The following is a 13298-nucleotide window of genomic DNA, read 5'->3' as shown; positions in this document are numbered from 1 at the left end:
CGCTAACGGAAATTGGCCGTGGCGTTTACCCCGTGCGTCCTAGCTTGCCACTTACGCCGGAACGATTCCGGCAGACACGATTTCCAGTAGGAGCGCAAACATGAGCCGCGGAGACAAATCCTCGTACACCGACAAGCAAAAGCGCCAGGCCCAGCACATCGAAGAGGGCTACAAGAAAGAGGGCGTGTCGGAGAAGACCGCCGAAAAGCGCGCCTGGGCGACGGTGAACAAACAGGACGGCGGCGGCAAGAAGTCCGGTTCCGGCCGCAAAGACCATTGATCGCGGGCGCGCCGCGCCCGCTCTTTAGGAGGACAGCTGATGAAGAACGCCACTCGAATCATCGCCCCCGCCTTGGCCCTGGCCCTGTTCGCCGGCGCACCCGCCTGGGTCGCCGCGCAGGATCACGATCCGCCGCCGGCCACCGGCGAATCCGCGCAGCCGGTCAGCGACGCCTGGATCACCACCAAGGTCAAGACCGAACTGCTCGCCGCCAAGGACGTGTCGGGCCTGAAGATCGACGTCGATACCGTCAACGGCACCGTGCAATTGTCGGGCCGCGTCGACAGCCAGGCCCAGATCGACAAGGCCAAGGCCGTGGCCAAGAGCGTGCAGGGCGTGCGCAGCGTGGACACCAAGGGCCTGATGGCCTCGACCAAGGCGCCGTAAGGGCAGTAGGCCCGTCTGCAAGCGCCGCGGCAACGGCCGCGGCGTAATGGGGCCGCGGCGGCGCACTAGGCCAGCCGCCGCGGCTATGCGCTATCTCGGAATCGCCGAGTCGCCTGAGCGGATCAGTCGCCGGGCGTATGCGCGGCCTCGTCGCCGCCGGCCACTTGGTTCCAACTCAGTTCCACGCCCTTGCGGTGGCCCTTCTCGGTGAGCTTCAGGCCGTGGGCGTCGATGGTGAGCGTATAGAGCTTGTCGCCGATTTCCAGTTCGCGCCGCAGCGGCTTGTCCAGCTTGGTCGTCATAGCGTAGGTCTCCGTTGGGTCGATCGCGGGGGCGTATCGCGTCCAAGACGCATACGTCCCGAGCATACAACGCCGGCCATGGCGCTGCCGGCAACGGCGTAAGGGGCCAGCCAAGGTCACGCACGAAGCCGGTAGATCGGCACCGATAGCGTGCTTTTTTCACCTGATCGTCACCTACTAGGAGGAACCCATGGCCACCGTCAACGCATTCATGACCCCGAATCCGGCGTCGTGCTACGTGACCACGCCGCTGCGGGAAGTAGCGCAGCTGATGGCCGCGCACGACTGCGGCGAGATCCCGGTCACCGATGCGCAGGGGCAACCCTTGGGCGTGGTCACCGACCGCGACATCGCCGTGCGCGTGGTCGCGGTGGGTCGCGACGGCAACGCCACCGCCGGCGACGCGATGACCTCGCCCGCGCACACCGTCAGGCTGGACGCCGACCTGCGCGACTGCGTGGAACTGATGGAGCGCGAACAGATCCGCCGGGTGCCGGTGGTCGATGCGGACGGTCGCTTGGCCGGTATCGTCGCCCTGGCCGACCTGGCCCGCGCCGGCAAGAGCCGCGCCACCGCCGAGGTGGTGCGCGAAATCTCCACGCCGCCGTCGTCGCACTGACGCGCGTCGCAGGCGCTGAGACGGGCGCCGGCTAGGCTCGCGGTCCTGGGGCCGCGCGGGCGCTGAACGGTTCAGTGCCCGGCGCGGCGGGCGCGGCGTTATGCTCTTCGCTATCGCCGCGGCCGCCCCCATCCAGTAGGGCACGCAGGTGGCTATCGCCGCCGCACCCGCGACCGCGCCATGCCACTGACCGCCTTCCATCCCGCCGTCGCCGCCTGGTTCCAGGCGACGTTTCCGGCCCCCACCCAGGCCCAGGCACGCGCCTGGCCGGCGATCCGTGCCGGCCGCGATACCTTGGTCGCCGCACCTACCGGTTCGGGCAAGACCCTGACCGCGTTCCTGGCCGCGATCGACGCCCTGGTGCGCCAGGCCGAGGCCGAAGGCGGCCTGCCCGACGAGACCGTGGTGGTCTACGTTTCGCCGCTGAAGGCGTTGTCCAACGACATCCATCTGAATCTGGACGCGCCGCTGGCTGGCATCCGCGAACAACTCGAACGCCTGGGCCTGCCGGACCCGGGCATCCGCAGCGCGGTGCGCACCGGCGACACCACCCAGGCCGAGCGCCTGCGCATGCGCAAGCGGCCGCCGCATCTGCTGGTGACCACGCCCGAATCGCTGTACGTGCTGCTGGGCTCCGAGTCCGGTCGCGCCATGCTGGCCACGGTGCGCACGGTGATCGTCGACGAAATCCACGCCGTAGCCGCGAGCAAGCGCGGCAGCCATCTGGCGCTGAGCCTGGAGCGCCTGCAGGCGCTGTGCGCGCGGCGGCCGGTGCGGATCGGCCTGTCGGCCACGCAGAAGCCCATCGACGAAGTCGCGCGCTTCCTGGTCGGCGCCAGCGCGGTCGCCGCCGACGGCCAGCCGCAGTGCGAGATCGTCGATATCGGCTACCAGCAGCGCCGCGACCTGGCCCTGGAACTGCCGCCGTCGCCGCTGTCGGCGGTGATGTCGCACGAGCAATGGGATCAGGTCTACGCGCGCCTGGCCGAACTGGTCGGCGAACACCGCACCACCCTGGTCTTCGTCAATACCCGGCGCATGGCCGAGCGCGCCGCGCGCCACCTGGGCGAACGCCTGGGCAAGGACGCGGTGGCCGCGCACCACGGCAGCTTGTCGCGCGAGTTGCGCCTGGACGCCGAACAGCGGCTCAAGCGCGGCGAGCTGCGCGTGCTGGTGGCCACGGCCTCGCTGGAGCTGGGCATCGACATCGGCGACGTCGACCTGGTCTGTCAGCTCGGCTCGCCGCGCGCCATTGCCGCCTTCCTGCAGCGCGTGGGCCGAGCCGGCCACCACGTGGGCGGCGTGCCCAAGGGCCGGCTGTTCCCGCAATCGCGCGACGACCTGGTCGAATGCGCGGCGCTGTTGGACTGCGTGCAGCGCGGCGAGCTGGACGCGCTGATCGTCCCGCCCGCGCCACTGGACGTGCTGGCCCAGCAGATCGTAGCCGAAACCGCCGCCCGCGATTGGGACGAGGACGCGCTCTACGCCTGCTTCGCCAACGCCTGGCCCTATGCGCGCCTGACGCGCGCCGATTACGACGCGGTGGTGCGCATGCTGGCCGAAGGCTTCAGCACCCGCCGCGGCGCGCGTGCCGGCTACCTGCACCGCGACGCCGTGCACCGGCGCCTGCGCGGCCGCCGCGGCAGCGCGCTCACCGCCGTCACCTCCGGCGGCACCATCCCCGACACCGGCGATTACACCGTGCTGCTGGAGCCGCAGGCGCAGACCATCGGCAACGTCAACGAAGACTTCGCCATCGAAAGCCTGGCCGGCGACGTGTTCCAGCTGGGCAATGCCAGCTACCGCATCCTGCGCGTCGAACCCGGGCGGGTGCGGGTGGAGGACGCGCAGGGCCAGCCGCCGAACATCCCGTTCTGGCTGGGCGAGGCGCCCGGGCGCACCGACGAGCTGTCGCTGGGCGTGTCGCGTCTGCGCGCGCGCGTGGACGCCGAGCTCGCGCGGCGCAATACCGCCGACGCCGCGACCGGCCGCGATGCGGGCGAGGCGGCGCAGGCCTTGGCCCAGGCACATGCCGACACCGCCGCGGCGCTGGCGCCGGAACTGGCACTGTCGTTCGAAGCCGCGCTGCAACTGGTCGACTACCTGGCGCGCACGCGCTATGCCCTGGGCGCGGTGCCCACCCAGGACACCGTGGTGCTGGAACGCTTCTTCGACGAATCCGGCGGCACCCAGCTGGTCATCCACAGCCCCTACGGCAGCCGCATCAACCGCGCCTGGGGCCTGGCGCTGCGCAAGCGCTTCTGCCGCAAGTTCAATTTCGAACTGCAAGCCGCGGCCACCGAGGACGCGATCGTGCTGTCGCTGTCCACCAGCCACAGCTTCCCGCTGCTGGACGTGGCCCGCTACCTGCACAGCGCCAGCGCCCTGGACGTGCTGATCCAGGCGCTGCTGGACGCGCCGCTGTTCGGCGTGCGCTGGCGTTGGAACGCGACCACGGCGCTGGCGCTGCCGCGCTTCCTGGGCGGGCGCAAGGTCGCGCCGCAGCTGCAGCGCATGAAGAGCGAGGACCTGCTGGCCACGGTCTTCCCCGATCAGGTCGCCTGCGCCGAGAACCTGGTCGGCGAGCGCGAAGTACCGGACCATCCGCTGGTCGCGCAGACCCTGCACGACTGTCTGTACGAAGCCATGGACGCCTCGCGCTGGCTGCAACTGCTGCAACGGCTGGAAAGCGGCGAGGTCGCGGTGCTGGCGCGCGACGTGACCGGCCCGTCGCCGATCGCGGCCGAGGCGATCAACGCGCGGCCCTACGCTTTCCTGGACGACGCGCCGCTGGAAGAGCGCCGCACCCAGGCCGTGATGAGCCGCCGCTACGCCGAGCCCGGTAGCGCCGACGACCTCGGCCGCCTGGACCCGGAGGCGATCGACGCGGTGCGCATGGAAGCCTGGCCCGAAGCGCGCAATGCCGACGAAATGCACGAGGCGCTGATCGGGCTAAGTTTCGTCACCGAGCCCGAGGCGCGCGAGTACGGCTGGACCGAGTGGCTGCGCGCCCTGGCCGAAGCCGGCCGCGCTACCTGCCTGCAGCCGGCGGGCGAGGGCGCTCAGGGCGATGCGCTGTGGCTGGCCACCGAGACTTTGCCGCAGGCGCAGGCGCTGTTCCCGTCGGCGGCGTGGTCGCCGCAGGTCGCAGTGCCGGCCGAGTTCGCCGCCGCGGCCTGGGACGCCGACAGCGTGCTGGCCGAATGGCTGCGCGCGCGCCTGACCGGCCTGGGCCCGATCGCCGCCGCCGCGCTGGCGCAGCCGCTGCGTCAGCCCGCGCTGGCGGTGGACGCCGCGCTGCTGCGCCTGGAAGGCGAGGGCTATGTGATGCGCGGGCGCTTCAGCCCGCACAGTTTCGGCGGCGACGCCGCCGCCGAGGAGTGGTGCGAACGGCACCTGCTCGCGCGCATCCACCGCTACACCGTGGGCCGCCTGCGCCGCGAGATCGAGCCGGTGGCGCCGCGCGACTTCGTCCGCTTCCTGTTCGACTGGCAGCACGTGTCCGCGTCCGCGCGCATGAGCGGGCGCGATGCGGTCGAAGCGGTGCTGGACCAATTGCAGGGCTTTGAAGCGCCGGCCGCGGCCTGGGAAAGCGAACTGCTGAGCGCGCGCATCGGCGACTACGCCAGCGCCTGGCTCGACGACCTGTGCAGCTCCGGCCGCGCGACCTGGGCGCGGCTGCGCCCGGCGCGCGCCGAGGCCGGCGTGTCCGCCGCGCCGTCGGTACGGCAGACGCCGATCGTGCTGCTGCCGCGTCGCGAGCTGGCGCCCTGGGCCGCGCTCGCGGCCGGCGCCGCCGGCGACGAGGCGCCGCTGTCCTCGCGCGCCACCAAGGTGGTCGACTGCCTGCGCGCGCGCGGCGCCTCGTTCTTCGACGAGCTCGAACGCGGCGCGCATCTGTTGCAGACCGAACTGGAAGAAGCGCTGGGCGAACTGGTCGCGCGCGGCCGCGTCACCTGCGACAGCTATGCCGGCCTGCGCGCCTTGCTGGTGCCGCCGTCCAAGCGCACCGGCAGCAGCCGTGGCGGCCGCACCCGGCGCGCGCCGCTGTACGGCATCCAGGACGCCGGCCGCTGGTCGCTGACCCCGCGTCCGCTGGAAGGCGCACCTGTGCCGGCCGTGGACGGCGAGGACATCGAACACGTCGCCCGCAGCCTGCTGCAGCGCTACGGCGTGGTGTTCTGGCGCCTGATCGAGCGCGAAGCGGCCTGGCTGCCGCCCTGGCGCGACCTGCTGCGCGTGTACCGGCGCTGGGAAGCGCGCGGCGAGATCCGCGGCGGCCGCTTCGTCAGCGGCATGGCCGGCGAGCAGTACGCGCTGCCCGACGCCATCGGCGCCCTGCGCCGCGTGCGCCAGCGCCCCGACAGCGGCGAACTGGTCTGCGTTTCGGCCATGGACCCCTTGAACCTCGCCGGCACCGTGCTCGCCGGCGAACGCGTGGCGCGCCTGCCCGGCGCGCGCGTGCTGTTCCGCGACGGCGTACCGGTGGCCAGCCTGAGCGCAGGCAAGGTCGAGATGATCGAACCGGCCGCCACCCCGGCCGAAGCCGAACAGGTCCGCCAGGCCCTGGTCCGCCGCCGCAGCCCCGCCACCGACACCTCGCTCTACCCACCCGGCCTGGCCGAAGCCCTGCGCTGACCCCAAGCCCGCTTTGGGGTAGGAGCGGCGTAAGCCGCGACCGCGAACTCCAACTACGACGAGCGCTTCGCATGCCTACGAGTAGGAGCTGCGCAAGCTGCGACCACGAACTTCCAACTACGACGCAACCCCGCCTTCTACTTCCCCCTTTGAAAAAAGGGGATTGAGGGGGAGTGCTCTTCGCCCCAATCCGTCGTGGCACCCAGCGGCCTATTCGCGCGAAAACCCCAACGCCAACTCCCGCGTCAACGCTTCGGCCCCCACCTCACGACATCCACTCACATTCTGCCCAGCCCACAACGGCGAAAAATCCCCCAAACCTTGCGCCTCCGCCGCCGCCCGCAACGGCGCCACGGCCGAGGTGGCCAAGGGGAACGGCGGCGCGACCGTATTGATCGGCCCCAGCTCGCGCATCAGCCGCGTCACGATGCCGCGCGCCGGCCGGCCGGTATACAGGTTGGTCAGCGCCGTATGCGCCGCCGCCTCGCTGGCCAGCGCAGCGCGGTGTACGGCACTGGTGCGCGACTCCGGGCAGAGCAGGTAGGCCGTGCCCACTTGCACCCCGGCCGCGCCCAGGCGCATCGCGGCCGCCACGCCCGCGGCGTCGGCGATGCCGCCGGCCGCGATCACCGGCACCCGCACCGCGCGCGCGATCTGCGGCAGCAGCGCGTAGGTGCCCATCTGCAGGCTTAGATCCTGATCCAGGAAATGCCCGCGATGCCCGCCGGCTTCCAGCCCCTGCGCGATCACCGCGTCCACGCCTTGCGCTTGCAGCCAGCGCGCCTCGGCCACCGTGGTCGCCGACGACAGCAAGATCGCCCCCCAGCTGCGCAGCCGCTGCATCAGCGCCGGCTCGGGCAGGCCGAAGTGGAAGCTCACCACGCGCGGCCGGAACCGCTCCAGCAATTGCACTGCATCGGCGTCGAACGGTCGACGCCCCGGACCCGCGGCGATGCCGGCCGGATCGATATCGAACTCCCGGTAATACGGCGCCAGCGCCTCGCGCCACGCTGCTTCCGCGCTGTCGCCGGCTTGCGGTGCGGTGTGACAGAAGAAGTTGACGTTGTAGGGCCGCTCGCTGGCAGCCGCGATCGCGGCCAATTCCTTGGCCAGCACCTGCGGCGTCAGCATCGCCGCCGGCAAGGAACCCAGCGCGCCGGCGCGGCTCACCGCGATCGCCAAGGCGCTGTCTTGCACGCCGGCCATGGGGGCCTGGATCAAGGGCAGGTCGGTGCCCAGCAAGCTCGATAGAGACACGCGGTACCTCATCGCACTCGGTTACGCCCTTAGTATGCAGCGACGTAGCCGTTGCGCGCGGAGGTCCCATGAGCCTGTACGACATCTTCTCCCCCGCCAAACGCGACGCCTGGGCCATGGCCATCGGCCGGGTCATGGTCGCGGCCGCGCAGTTGGAAGGGCAGGTCTGGAATGCCGTCCTCGATACGCAGGACGAAGCGCTGCTCAGGCTAGCGCGCAAGAGCCCCAATCACGCCAACTTGCTGGATTTGCTGGAGGGTACGCTGAGCGAACGCAGCGAACAGATGCGCAGGCAGGGGCGGACCCTGCTCGACGCGCTGCGCGACTACAACCGGCAGCGCAACCACATCGCCCACAACACCCGCCACTACGCCGTGGACGCGCACACCCGGCCGGAGGACCGCTACGGCGCCATCGTCGACCGCAGGCAGCCACGGCGCCGGATCGGCCTGCAGGAAGTGCAGGCGCTGGCCGAGCAGGGCGAGGCCCTGAGCCTGGGGTTCTGGCCGCGCTGGCAGCTGCTCAATGCGCCGTGGATGGACGCGGAAGAGGACGAGCAAGCGCCTGCGCCGGACGATCCGCCGCCGCAGCGCCCGCAGCCCGCATGAACCCCGGGCACACCCCGGCCGGTCCGCACCTTGTGAACGCCGCCGTCGGCCCTATACTGATCGGGTCAGCGTGAGCTGTCCCCGGGGGTGCACTGGCTTCGACGGGGGTCGCGAAATCGCCTGGCGCATGCCGAGGGGGCAGCTTTCCTCGTAAATCCAGCGGCAAAACTTTAGTTGCCAACGACGACAACTACGCTCTCGCCGCTTAAGGCGTAAGCCCCGAAACTGCTTGTGTCCGTGCTCGCAGCGTAGGGTCACTATCACGGAATCGCCGGAGGTGGCCGCCTGTCAGCCGCCGGTTAACTCAAAGCAGGCTGGTTCCTGGATGCGCTTTGCGCGCCGTGCTGTCCGGGGACGAGATCTAACGGAGCGCTAAGCATGTAGTGCCGGGGATGGAGTGCCTTCGGACGGCGGTTCGATTCCGCCCACCTCCACCAATCCCAAAAAACCCCCGACTCGTCGGGGGTTTTTTGTTTGCGCAGACGAGACCTGCAGCCAGGCTTCACTGTCCACCCCGCATCCGTCATTCCGGCGTAAGCCGGAACCCATTTTGATCTTGCTTCTGACCTGCTCAGCGAACCGCAACTACAAACGCAACGGCAAAATGGGTTCCGGCTTGCGCCGGAATGACGGGATGGGATGGTGCGGTCTACGGCCAGCCCGTTACTTGCCCAAGCCGATCTGCTTCATGAACTCGCCGTTGTCCCAGAACAGGTACTCCTCGAACATGATGCCCTGCTTGTTCCAGTGGCCGATCGTGGCCATCGGGATGCGGTAGGCCTTGCCGGTGGGCTGGATCGTGGTGCCGTCGGGCAAGACCATGGGCTGGGTGAAGGTGCCTTCCAGCCAGCCCGTCACCGCGGTCCATTCGCCGTCGGCGCTGCCGAAGCGCACCGGGTGTTCCAGGATCCGGTTGTCCGGCGCGAAGGTCCACATGTATTTGAGATCGGCGATGTGCTTGTCGATGCCCTGGGTGGTGTGACCGTCGGGCCAGTGCACGATCACGTCCTGGGTGTGCGACTTGTGCAGGTGCTGCCACTGCTGGCCGGTGTAGACCTTGAAATCCAGGTCGTCGAAGTTGGCCAGGTTGCGCGCCAGGTCGGCGGGCATGCCCTTGACCTTGGGGGCGGGCTGGCCGTCGCGGGTGCCGGGCCATTGCTTGGACGGGGTTTGCGCGTGGGCAGCACCGGCGACCAGCACGGTGGCCAGCGAGATCGACAGGGCGAGTTGCTTCAGGGCGGTCATGGCGGGTTTCTCCTAGGTGGGTACTGCACGAACGGCGGCGTTCAGCGCGAGGGCGAGCGCTCGCCGAGACGGATCGAGGCGATTTCTAGGTGGTGGATTAGTTCTGAGGCGATGGCGGCAGCAGGGTCGCCAGCCAGGCATGGAAGTCGGCCGTCATCTGCGGCGCGATGCCGTGGCCGCCCGGATACAAGCGCAGCGCATGCGGCACGCCGAGCCGATCGAGCAGGGCATCGGCGCGCTCCGCCCAGGCCACGGGCAACTTGGCATCGTCGCGACCGTGCGCGATCAGGGCATGCAGGCGCGACAAGCGCTCGCGCGAGGCCAGCACCGGTTCCAGTTCCGGCAGGATGCGCCCCGACAGCACCGCGAATCCGCGCACCCGCTCCGGCGCGCTCAGCCCCACGCTGGCGGCGAGGATGCCGCCCTGGCTGAAGCCGGCGATGACGCTGCGCTCGGCGGCGATGCCATAAGCCGCCTGCAGCTGGGCCACGAACCGGATCAGCGCCACGCGGCTGGCTTCGGCTTCGCTGGCGACGATCTGCGGACCGTCGGCGGCGAAGGCGACATGGAACCAGGCGAACCGGTCCGGGCCCAATTCCAGGCGGCCGCGCGGCAGGACCACCAGCGTGTCGGCCGGCGCGTCGGCGGCCAGGCTGGCCAGATTGGTTTCGTGACCGCCCACGCCGTGCAGCAGTACCAGCAAGGCCGTGGGCCGGGTCGGCGCCGGCGTGCGCACGCGATAGGCGAGCGCGAAATCCTCGGCGCTGGCCAGCTGCGACAACGCGTTCATGCCGCCTCCGCCAAGCCGCTGCCCGCCGACGCCGGCAGGCCCCAGCCGAAGGAATCCATCGACAGCACGCCGTCGGTGATGCCGCCGGGAATGCGCAGCGGCGTTTCGCCGCCGTGGCTTGCGCCCAGCGCGACCAGCAAGGGCAGGTAGTGCTCCTCGGTGGGATGCGCGCGTTGCGCCTGCGGTGCGCGTCGGCGGTAATCCAGCAGCGACGCGGCATCGCCGGCGAGCACGGCCTCGTCGACCCAGGACGCGAACTGCTGCGCGTATTCCGGATCGCGGATGTCGCGGCGGAACTCGTGCAGGTTGTGGGTCAGGCTGCCGGAACCGACGATCAGCACGCCTTGTTCGCGCAGCGGCGCCAGCGCGGCGCCCAGGCGCATCGCGCCGGCGGTGTCCAGGTCGTGCGGCATCGAGACCTGGAACACCGGCAGGTCGGCACCCGGCAGCAGATGGCGCAGCGGCACCCAGGCGCCGTGGTCGTAGCCGCGCGCCGCGTCGGCGGCGACGTCGAATCCGGCGGCCGCCAGCAGGCCAATCGCGTCGTTCGCGATGGCCGGAGCGCCCGCGGCCGGGTACTGCAATTGGTAAAGCTCAGGCGCGAAGCCGCCGAAGTCGTGGACGGTCGCCGGGCGCGGCGTGGTCATCACCCGCACGCCGCGCGACTGCCAATGCGGCGACACCACCAGCACGGCGCGCACGCCCTCCAGCCCGGTGCCCAGACGGCGCAGGCGCGGGCCGAGCTGGCCCGGCTGCAGCGCGAACATCGGCGAGCCGTGGGAGACGAAAAGAGCAGGGGCGCGGGTCATGGTGGGGCTCCGTCTGGCCCGGGCGGTCCGGGCGATGGAGTCACTGTATTAGCGCCTAAGATGCAGATAAATATGGATTATGTTGACAAATTGTCTCGATTTGCGAGACAAAGGCCGCATGGACCGTCTACAGGAAATGAGCAGCTTCGTGGCCGTGGTGGAGGCGGGCAGCTTCGTCGGTGCCGCCGACAGCACCGGCCTGTCGAAGGCGGCGTTGTCGCGCCACGTCGCGGCCTTGGAGCAGCGCCTGGGCGTGCGCCTGCTCCACCGCACCACGCGCCGCCTGTCCCTGACGGTGGACGGCCAGGTGCTGCATGCACGCGCCAAGGACCTGCTGGCCTCGGTCGAGGAACTGGAGTCCGAACTCACTTCGCACACGGCCGAGGCGGTGGGCATGCTGCGCGTCAACGCGCCGCTGACCTTCGGCGTGCGGCACCTGGCGCCGCTGTGGTGCCGCTTCCTGGAGCGCCACCCCAAGGTCTCGCTTGACGTCCAGCTCAACGACCGCGTCGTCGACCTGGTGGAGGAGGGCTACGACCTGGCGGTGCGCATCACCCAACTGCCCAGTTCGCAGCTGATCAGCCGCAAGCTGGCCTCCACGCGCATGGTCGCCTGCGCCTCGCCGGACTACCTGCGCCGGCACGGCCGGATCGCGCAGCCGCAAGACCTGACCCAGCACCGCGTCATTTCCTACAGCTACTGGGCCACGCGCGACGAATGGGTCTTCACCGGCCCCGACGGCGAGGTCAGCGTGCGCACGCGCCCCTTCATGCACACCAACAACGGCGACACCTGCCGGCTCGCGGCGCTGGCCCACCAAGGCGTGATCCTGCAGCCGGATTTCCTGGTCGGCCCGGACCTGCGCCGCGGCGATCTGGTCGAGGTGATGCCCGACTACCGCTCCAGCGAGATCGGCATCTACGCGGTGTTTCCCACGCGCAAGCATCTGCCGGCGAAGACGCGCAAGTTGATCGATTTTCTGGTCGAGTCGTTTCGGATGCCCCCCTGGCAGGCTTGAACGACGGGTGCGAACCGTGGCCGGCGGATATAAGCCATGCATGGCCCCGCACGCCTTCCGTCCATTCCCATCCATGCCGCGTCGGAGTACGGTTTAGCTCGGACATTCGCCATGGAGGCGCCAATGCGGTTGGTTATCGGTGGTCTGCTCTTGCTCTCCTCGGCTACAGCCGCAGCAACCAGCACGAAATGCACCTTCTATCCGCCTGCCACCGCGCCTGTGCCCTCGGTGGAGTTCCTGGGGTATGAGCGGGTCGGCCCGGTGCTGATCCATGGCGCCGGCGGTCCATCGACCCTTCCGTACAAGTCATGGAAGGTGGTGACGTTCGACGAGCGGTCCAAGGCGATCCACTTCGTGTACACCAATCCTGGCGACCCGGCCCTGCCTCCCAGCTTCACCGTCAAGGGACGAGGTCGGCATACACAGCTGCTGGTGGGCGGGCAGACGTACACGGGCGAACTCAGCTGCGGTTCCTGATGGCGATCACAAGCCTCGCTGCGCGTGTAACAACTCGGCATCTACGCGGTGTTTTCCGCGCGCAAGCATCTGCCGGCGAAGACGCGAAAGTTGATCGATATTCTGGAGTCACCCAATGAAAGCGGTTGCTTTCCTCGCTCTTCTGTTCGCAGCGCTTCCGACCCACGCCTGTAGCGTGAGGGAGGTGCTGCGGCCGGAGCTTTTAGTGGAGCAGGCTCAGGCCATCTATCACGTCAAGGCCGATGGCTACGCGTTTCTGCCAAAGCGTTCCAGGCACGAAGACGCCACGGTTCGCTTCGGCTTGCTGGGTGTCGTTAAAGGCAGCGCTCCCAAGGCACCGCTTGAGTTCCCTGGGGTCTTGGTGAAAGCGGACGATAGGAACGATCACGCCGTGCCCTACGAATTCGTGCGGCCGGCTGGGCGTCGCGGCATGTGCTTTGCGATGGAGTATCGTGTCGGCGGCGAGTACCTGATGCTGATCAAGGGCGGCACGCCCTATTGGGCGGCCCTTGCTCCTACCAATGAGCAGGTATTCGGATCGGCAGATGCCTGGCTGCGGTGGGTCAAGCAGCAGGTTGCCCAAGCTGCGGAATTGCGGCCGAAGCATCCTTCCGGCTCTTAGCCGCCTGCCGGCCAAGCCGGTTCTGGGCGGTCTCAGGTTCGGCCAGCGAGCCACCGAAACGTGACCTAATCCGCATCGCCTGTTGCAGCGCACATTGCGCCAGCCCCGGACCATACGCTAGCGTCCGGCGGGCGATGCAGGGGAAGGATGCCCCGGGTTCGAGGGTGTCCTTGTCGTGATCTTGGTTTAGCGTTTTTTCGTCGGGCACCAGCCGGTGTCCGTGGCGCACCATCTCGAAGGGGAATT

The 13298-nt window shown here is 69.5% G+C and carries 12 protein-coding genes, 1 other RNA gene and 1 pseudogene; 9 read left to right on the top strand and 5 right to left on the bottom strand.

Annotated elements, in window-relative coordinates; translation table 11 throughout:
• Positions 1-100 precede the first annotated feature (100 nt).
• A pseudogene (locus DX914_RS06015) lies at positions 101-271 on the top strand (HupB); the annotation flags it as partial.
• A 48-nt stretch (positions 272-319) separates the two neighbouring features.
• Complete coding sequence (locus DX914_RS06010) at positions 320-667, top strand: BON domain-containing protein (protein WP_231118158.1); 348 nt, start codon at positions 320-322, stop codon at positions 665-667.
• A 122-nt stretch (positions 668-789) separates the two neighbouring features.
• Here DX914_RS06010 and DX914_RS06005 read toward each other — a convergent pair whose 3' ends face one another.
• Entirely contained in the window at positions 790-969 is a 180-nt protein-coding gene (locus tag DX914_RS06005) for a hypothetical protein (RefSeq protein WP_115858117.1), read from the bottom strand.
• Between the two features lie 190 nt (positions 970-1159).
• On the opposite strand from DX914_RS06005, the gene DX914_RS06000 reads away from it, so the two are divergent.
• Both DX914_RS06000 and DX914_RS05995 read left to right on the top strand, forming a co-directional pair.
• On the top strand, positions 1160-1588 hold the full coding sequence (locus DX914_RS06000) for a CBS domain-containing protein (protein WP_115858116.1): 429 nt from the start codon (positions 1160-1162) through the stop codon (positions 1586-1588).
• A 180-nt stretch (positions 1589-1768) separates the two neighbouring features.
• The gene (locus DX914_RS05995; protein ID WP_115858115.1) at positions 1769-6226 is read left to right on the top strand and encodes a DEAD/DEAH box helicase; all 4458 of its coding nucleotides are present in this window, start codon (positions 1769-1771) and stop codon (positions 6224-6226) included.
• Positions 6227-6436: 210 nt separating this feature from the next.
• On the opposite strand, the gene DX914_RS05990 is transcribed toward DX914_RS05995, so the two are convergent.
• Positions 6437-7483 (bottom strand): NAD(P)H-dependent flavin oxidoreductase, encoded by a 1047-nt coding sequence (locus DX914_RS05990; RefSeq protein ID WP_196778833.1) that lies wholly within the window; start codon positions 7481-7483, stop codon positions 6437-6439.
• A gap of 68 nt (positions 7484-7551) precedes the next feature.
• Here DX914_RS05990 and DX914_RS05985 point away from each other — a divergent pair, with 68 nt between their 5' ends.
• Together DX914_RS05985 and ssrA are read left to right on the top strand one after the other, a co-directional pair.
• The gene (locus DX914_RS05985) at positions 7552-8091 is read left to right on the top strand and encodes a hypothetical protein (RefSeq protein ID WP_115858113.1); all 540 of its coding nucleotides are present in this window, start codon (positions 7552-7554) and stop codon (positions 8089-8091) included.
• A gap of 83 nt (positions 8092-8174) precedes the next feature.
• Positions 8175-8528, top strand: a transfer-messenger RNA (tmRNA) gene (gene ssrA, locus DX914_RS05980).
• Positions 8529-8754: 226 nt separating this feature from the next.
• Here ssrA and DX914_RS05975 read toward each other — a convergent pair.
• The 3 genes from DX914_RS05975 to DX914_RS05965 form a co-directional block, all read right to left on the bottom strand.
• The gene (locus DX914_RS05975; RefSeq protein WP_115858112.1) at positions 8755-9336 is read right to left on the bottom strand and encodes an ester cyclase; all 582 of its coding nucleotides are present in this window, start codon (positions 9334-9336) and stop codon (positions 8755-8757) included.
• Between the two features lie 97 nt (positions 9337-9433).
• Complete coding sequence (locus DX914_RS05970; RefSeq protein ID WP_115858111.1) at positions 9434-10126, bottom strand: alpha/beta hydrolase; 693 nt, start codon at positions 10124-10126, stop codon at positions 9434-9436.
• On the bottom strand, positions 10123-10935 hold the full coding sequence (locus tag DX914_RS05965) for a dioxygenase family protein (RefSeq protein ID WP_115858110.1): 813 nt from the start codon (positions 10933-10935) through the stop codon (positions 10123-10125). The genes DX914_RS05970 and DX914_RS05965 overlap by 4 nt, the downstream gene beginning before the upstream one ends.
• Positions 10936-11053: 118 nt before the next feature.
• On the opposite strand from DX914_RS05965, the gene DX914_RS05960 reads away from it, so the two are divergent.
• From DX914_RS05960 to DX914_RS05950, 3 genes are all read left to right on the top strand, one after another.
• Complete coding sequence (locus tag DX914_RS05960) at positions 11054-11953, top strand: LysR family transcriptional regulator (RefSeq protein WP_115858109.1); 900 nt, start codon at positions 11054-11056, stop codon at positions 11951-11953.
• Between the two features lie 123 nt (positions 11954-12076).
• Entirely contained in the window at positions 12077-12430 is a 354-nt protein-coding gene (locus tag DX914_RS05955; RefSeq protein WP_147300613.1) for a hypothetical protein, read from the top strand.
• 115 nt (positions 12431-12545) lie between these two features.
• Positions 12546-13052, top strand: coding sequence for a hypothetical protein (locus DX914_RS05950; protein WP_115858107.1), 507 nt, complete (start codon positions 12546-12548; stop codon positions 13050-13052).
• The last annotated feature ends 246 nt before the right edge of the window (positions 13053-13298 follow it).

The sequence above is a fragment of the Lysobacter silvisoli genome, assembly GCF_003382365.1.
Taxonomy (GTDB): domain Bacteria; phylum Pseudomonadota; class Gammaproteobacteria; order Xanthomonadales; family Xanthomonadaceae; genus Lysobacter; species Lysobacter silvisoli.
The sequence above is the reverse complement of the archived record's forward strand: the minus strand, read 5'-3'. Positions and strand labels throughout refer to the sequence as shown.

Bases quoted from the DNA above. Each gene is read 5' to 3' on its own strand.
- DX914_RS06010 (WP_231118158.1), top strand. From the start codon at position 320: ATGAAGAACGCCACTCGAATCATCGCCCCCGCCTTGGCCCTGGCCCTG.
- DX914_RS06005 (WP_115858117.1), bottom strand. From the start codon at position 969: ATGACGACCAAGCTGGACAAGCCGCTGCGGCGCGAACTGGAAATCGGC.
- DX914_RS06000 (WP_115858116.1), top strand. From the start codon at position 1,160: ATGGCCACCGTCAACGCATTCATGACCCCGAATCCGGCGTCGTGCTAC.
- DX914_RS05995 (WP_115858115.1), top strand. From the start codon at position 1,769: ATGCCACTGACCGCCTTCCATCCCGCCGTCGCCGCCTGGTTCCAGGCG.
- DX914_RS05985 (WP_115858113.1), top strand. From the start codon at position 7,552: ATGAGCCTGTACGACATCTTCTCCCCCGCCAAACGCGACGCCTGGGCC.
- DX914_RS05975 (WP_115858112.1), bottom strand. From the start codon at position 9,336: ATGACCGCCCTGAAGCAACTCGCCCTGTCGATCTCGCTGGCCACCGTG.
- DX914_RS05970 (WP_115858111.1), bottom strand. From the start codon at position 10,126: ATGAACGCGTTGTCGCAGCTGGCCAGCGCCGAGGATTTCGCGCTCGCC.
- DX914_RS05965 (WP_115858110.1), bottom strand. From the start codon at position 10,935: ATGACCCGCGCCCCTGCTCTTTTCGTCTCCCACGGCTCGCCGATGTTC.
- DX914_RS05960 (WP_115858109.1), top strand. From the start codon at position 11,054: ATGGACCGTCTACAGGAAATGAGCAGCTTCGTGGCCGTGGTGGAGGCG.
- DX914_RS05955 (WP_147300613.1), top strand. From the start codon at position 12,077: ATGCGGTTGGTTATCGGTGGTCTGCTCTTGCTCTCCTCGGCTACAGCC.
- DX914_RS05950 (WP_115858107.1), top strand. From the start codon at position 12,546: ATGAAAGCGGTTGCTTTCCTCGCTCTTCTGTTCGCAGCGCTTCCGACC.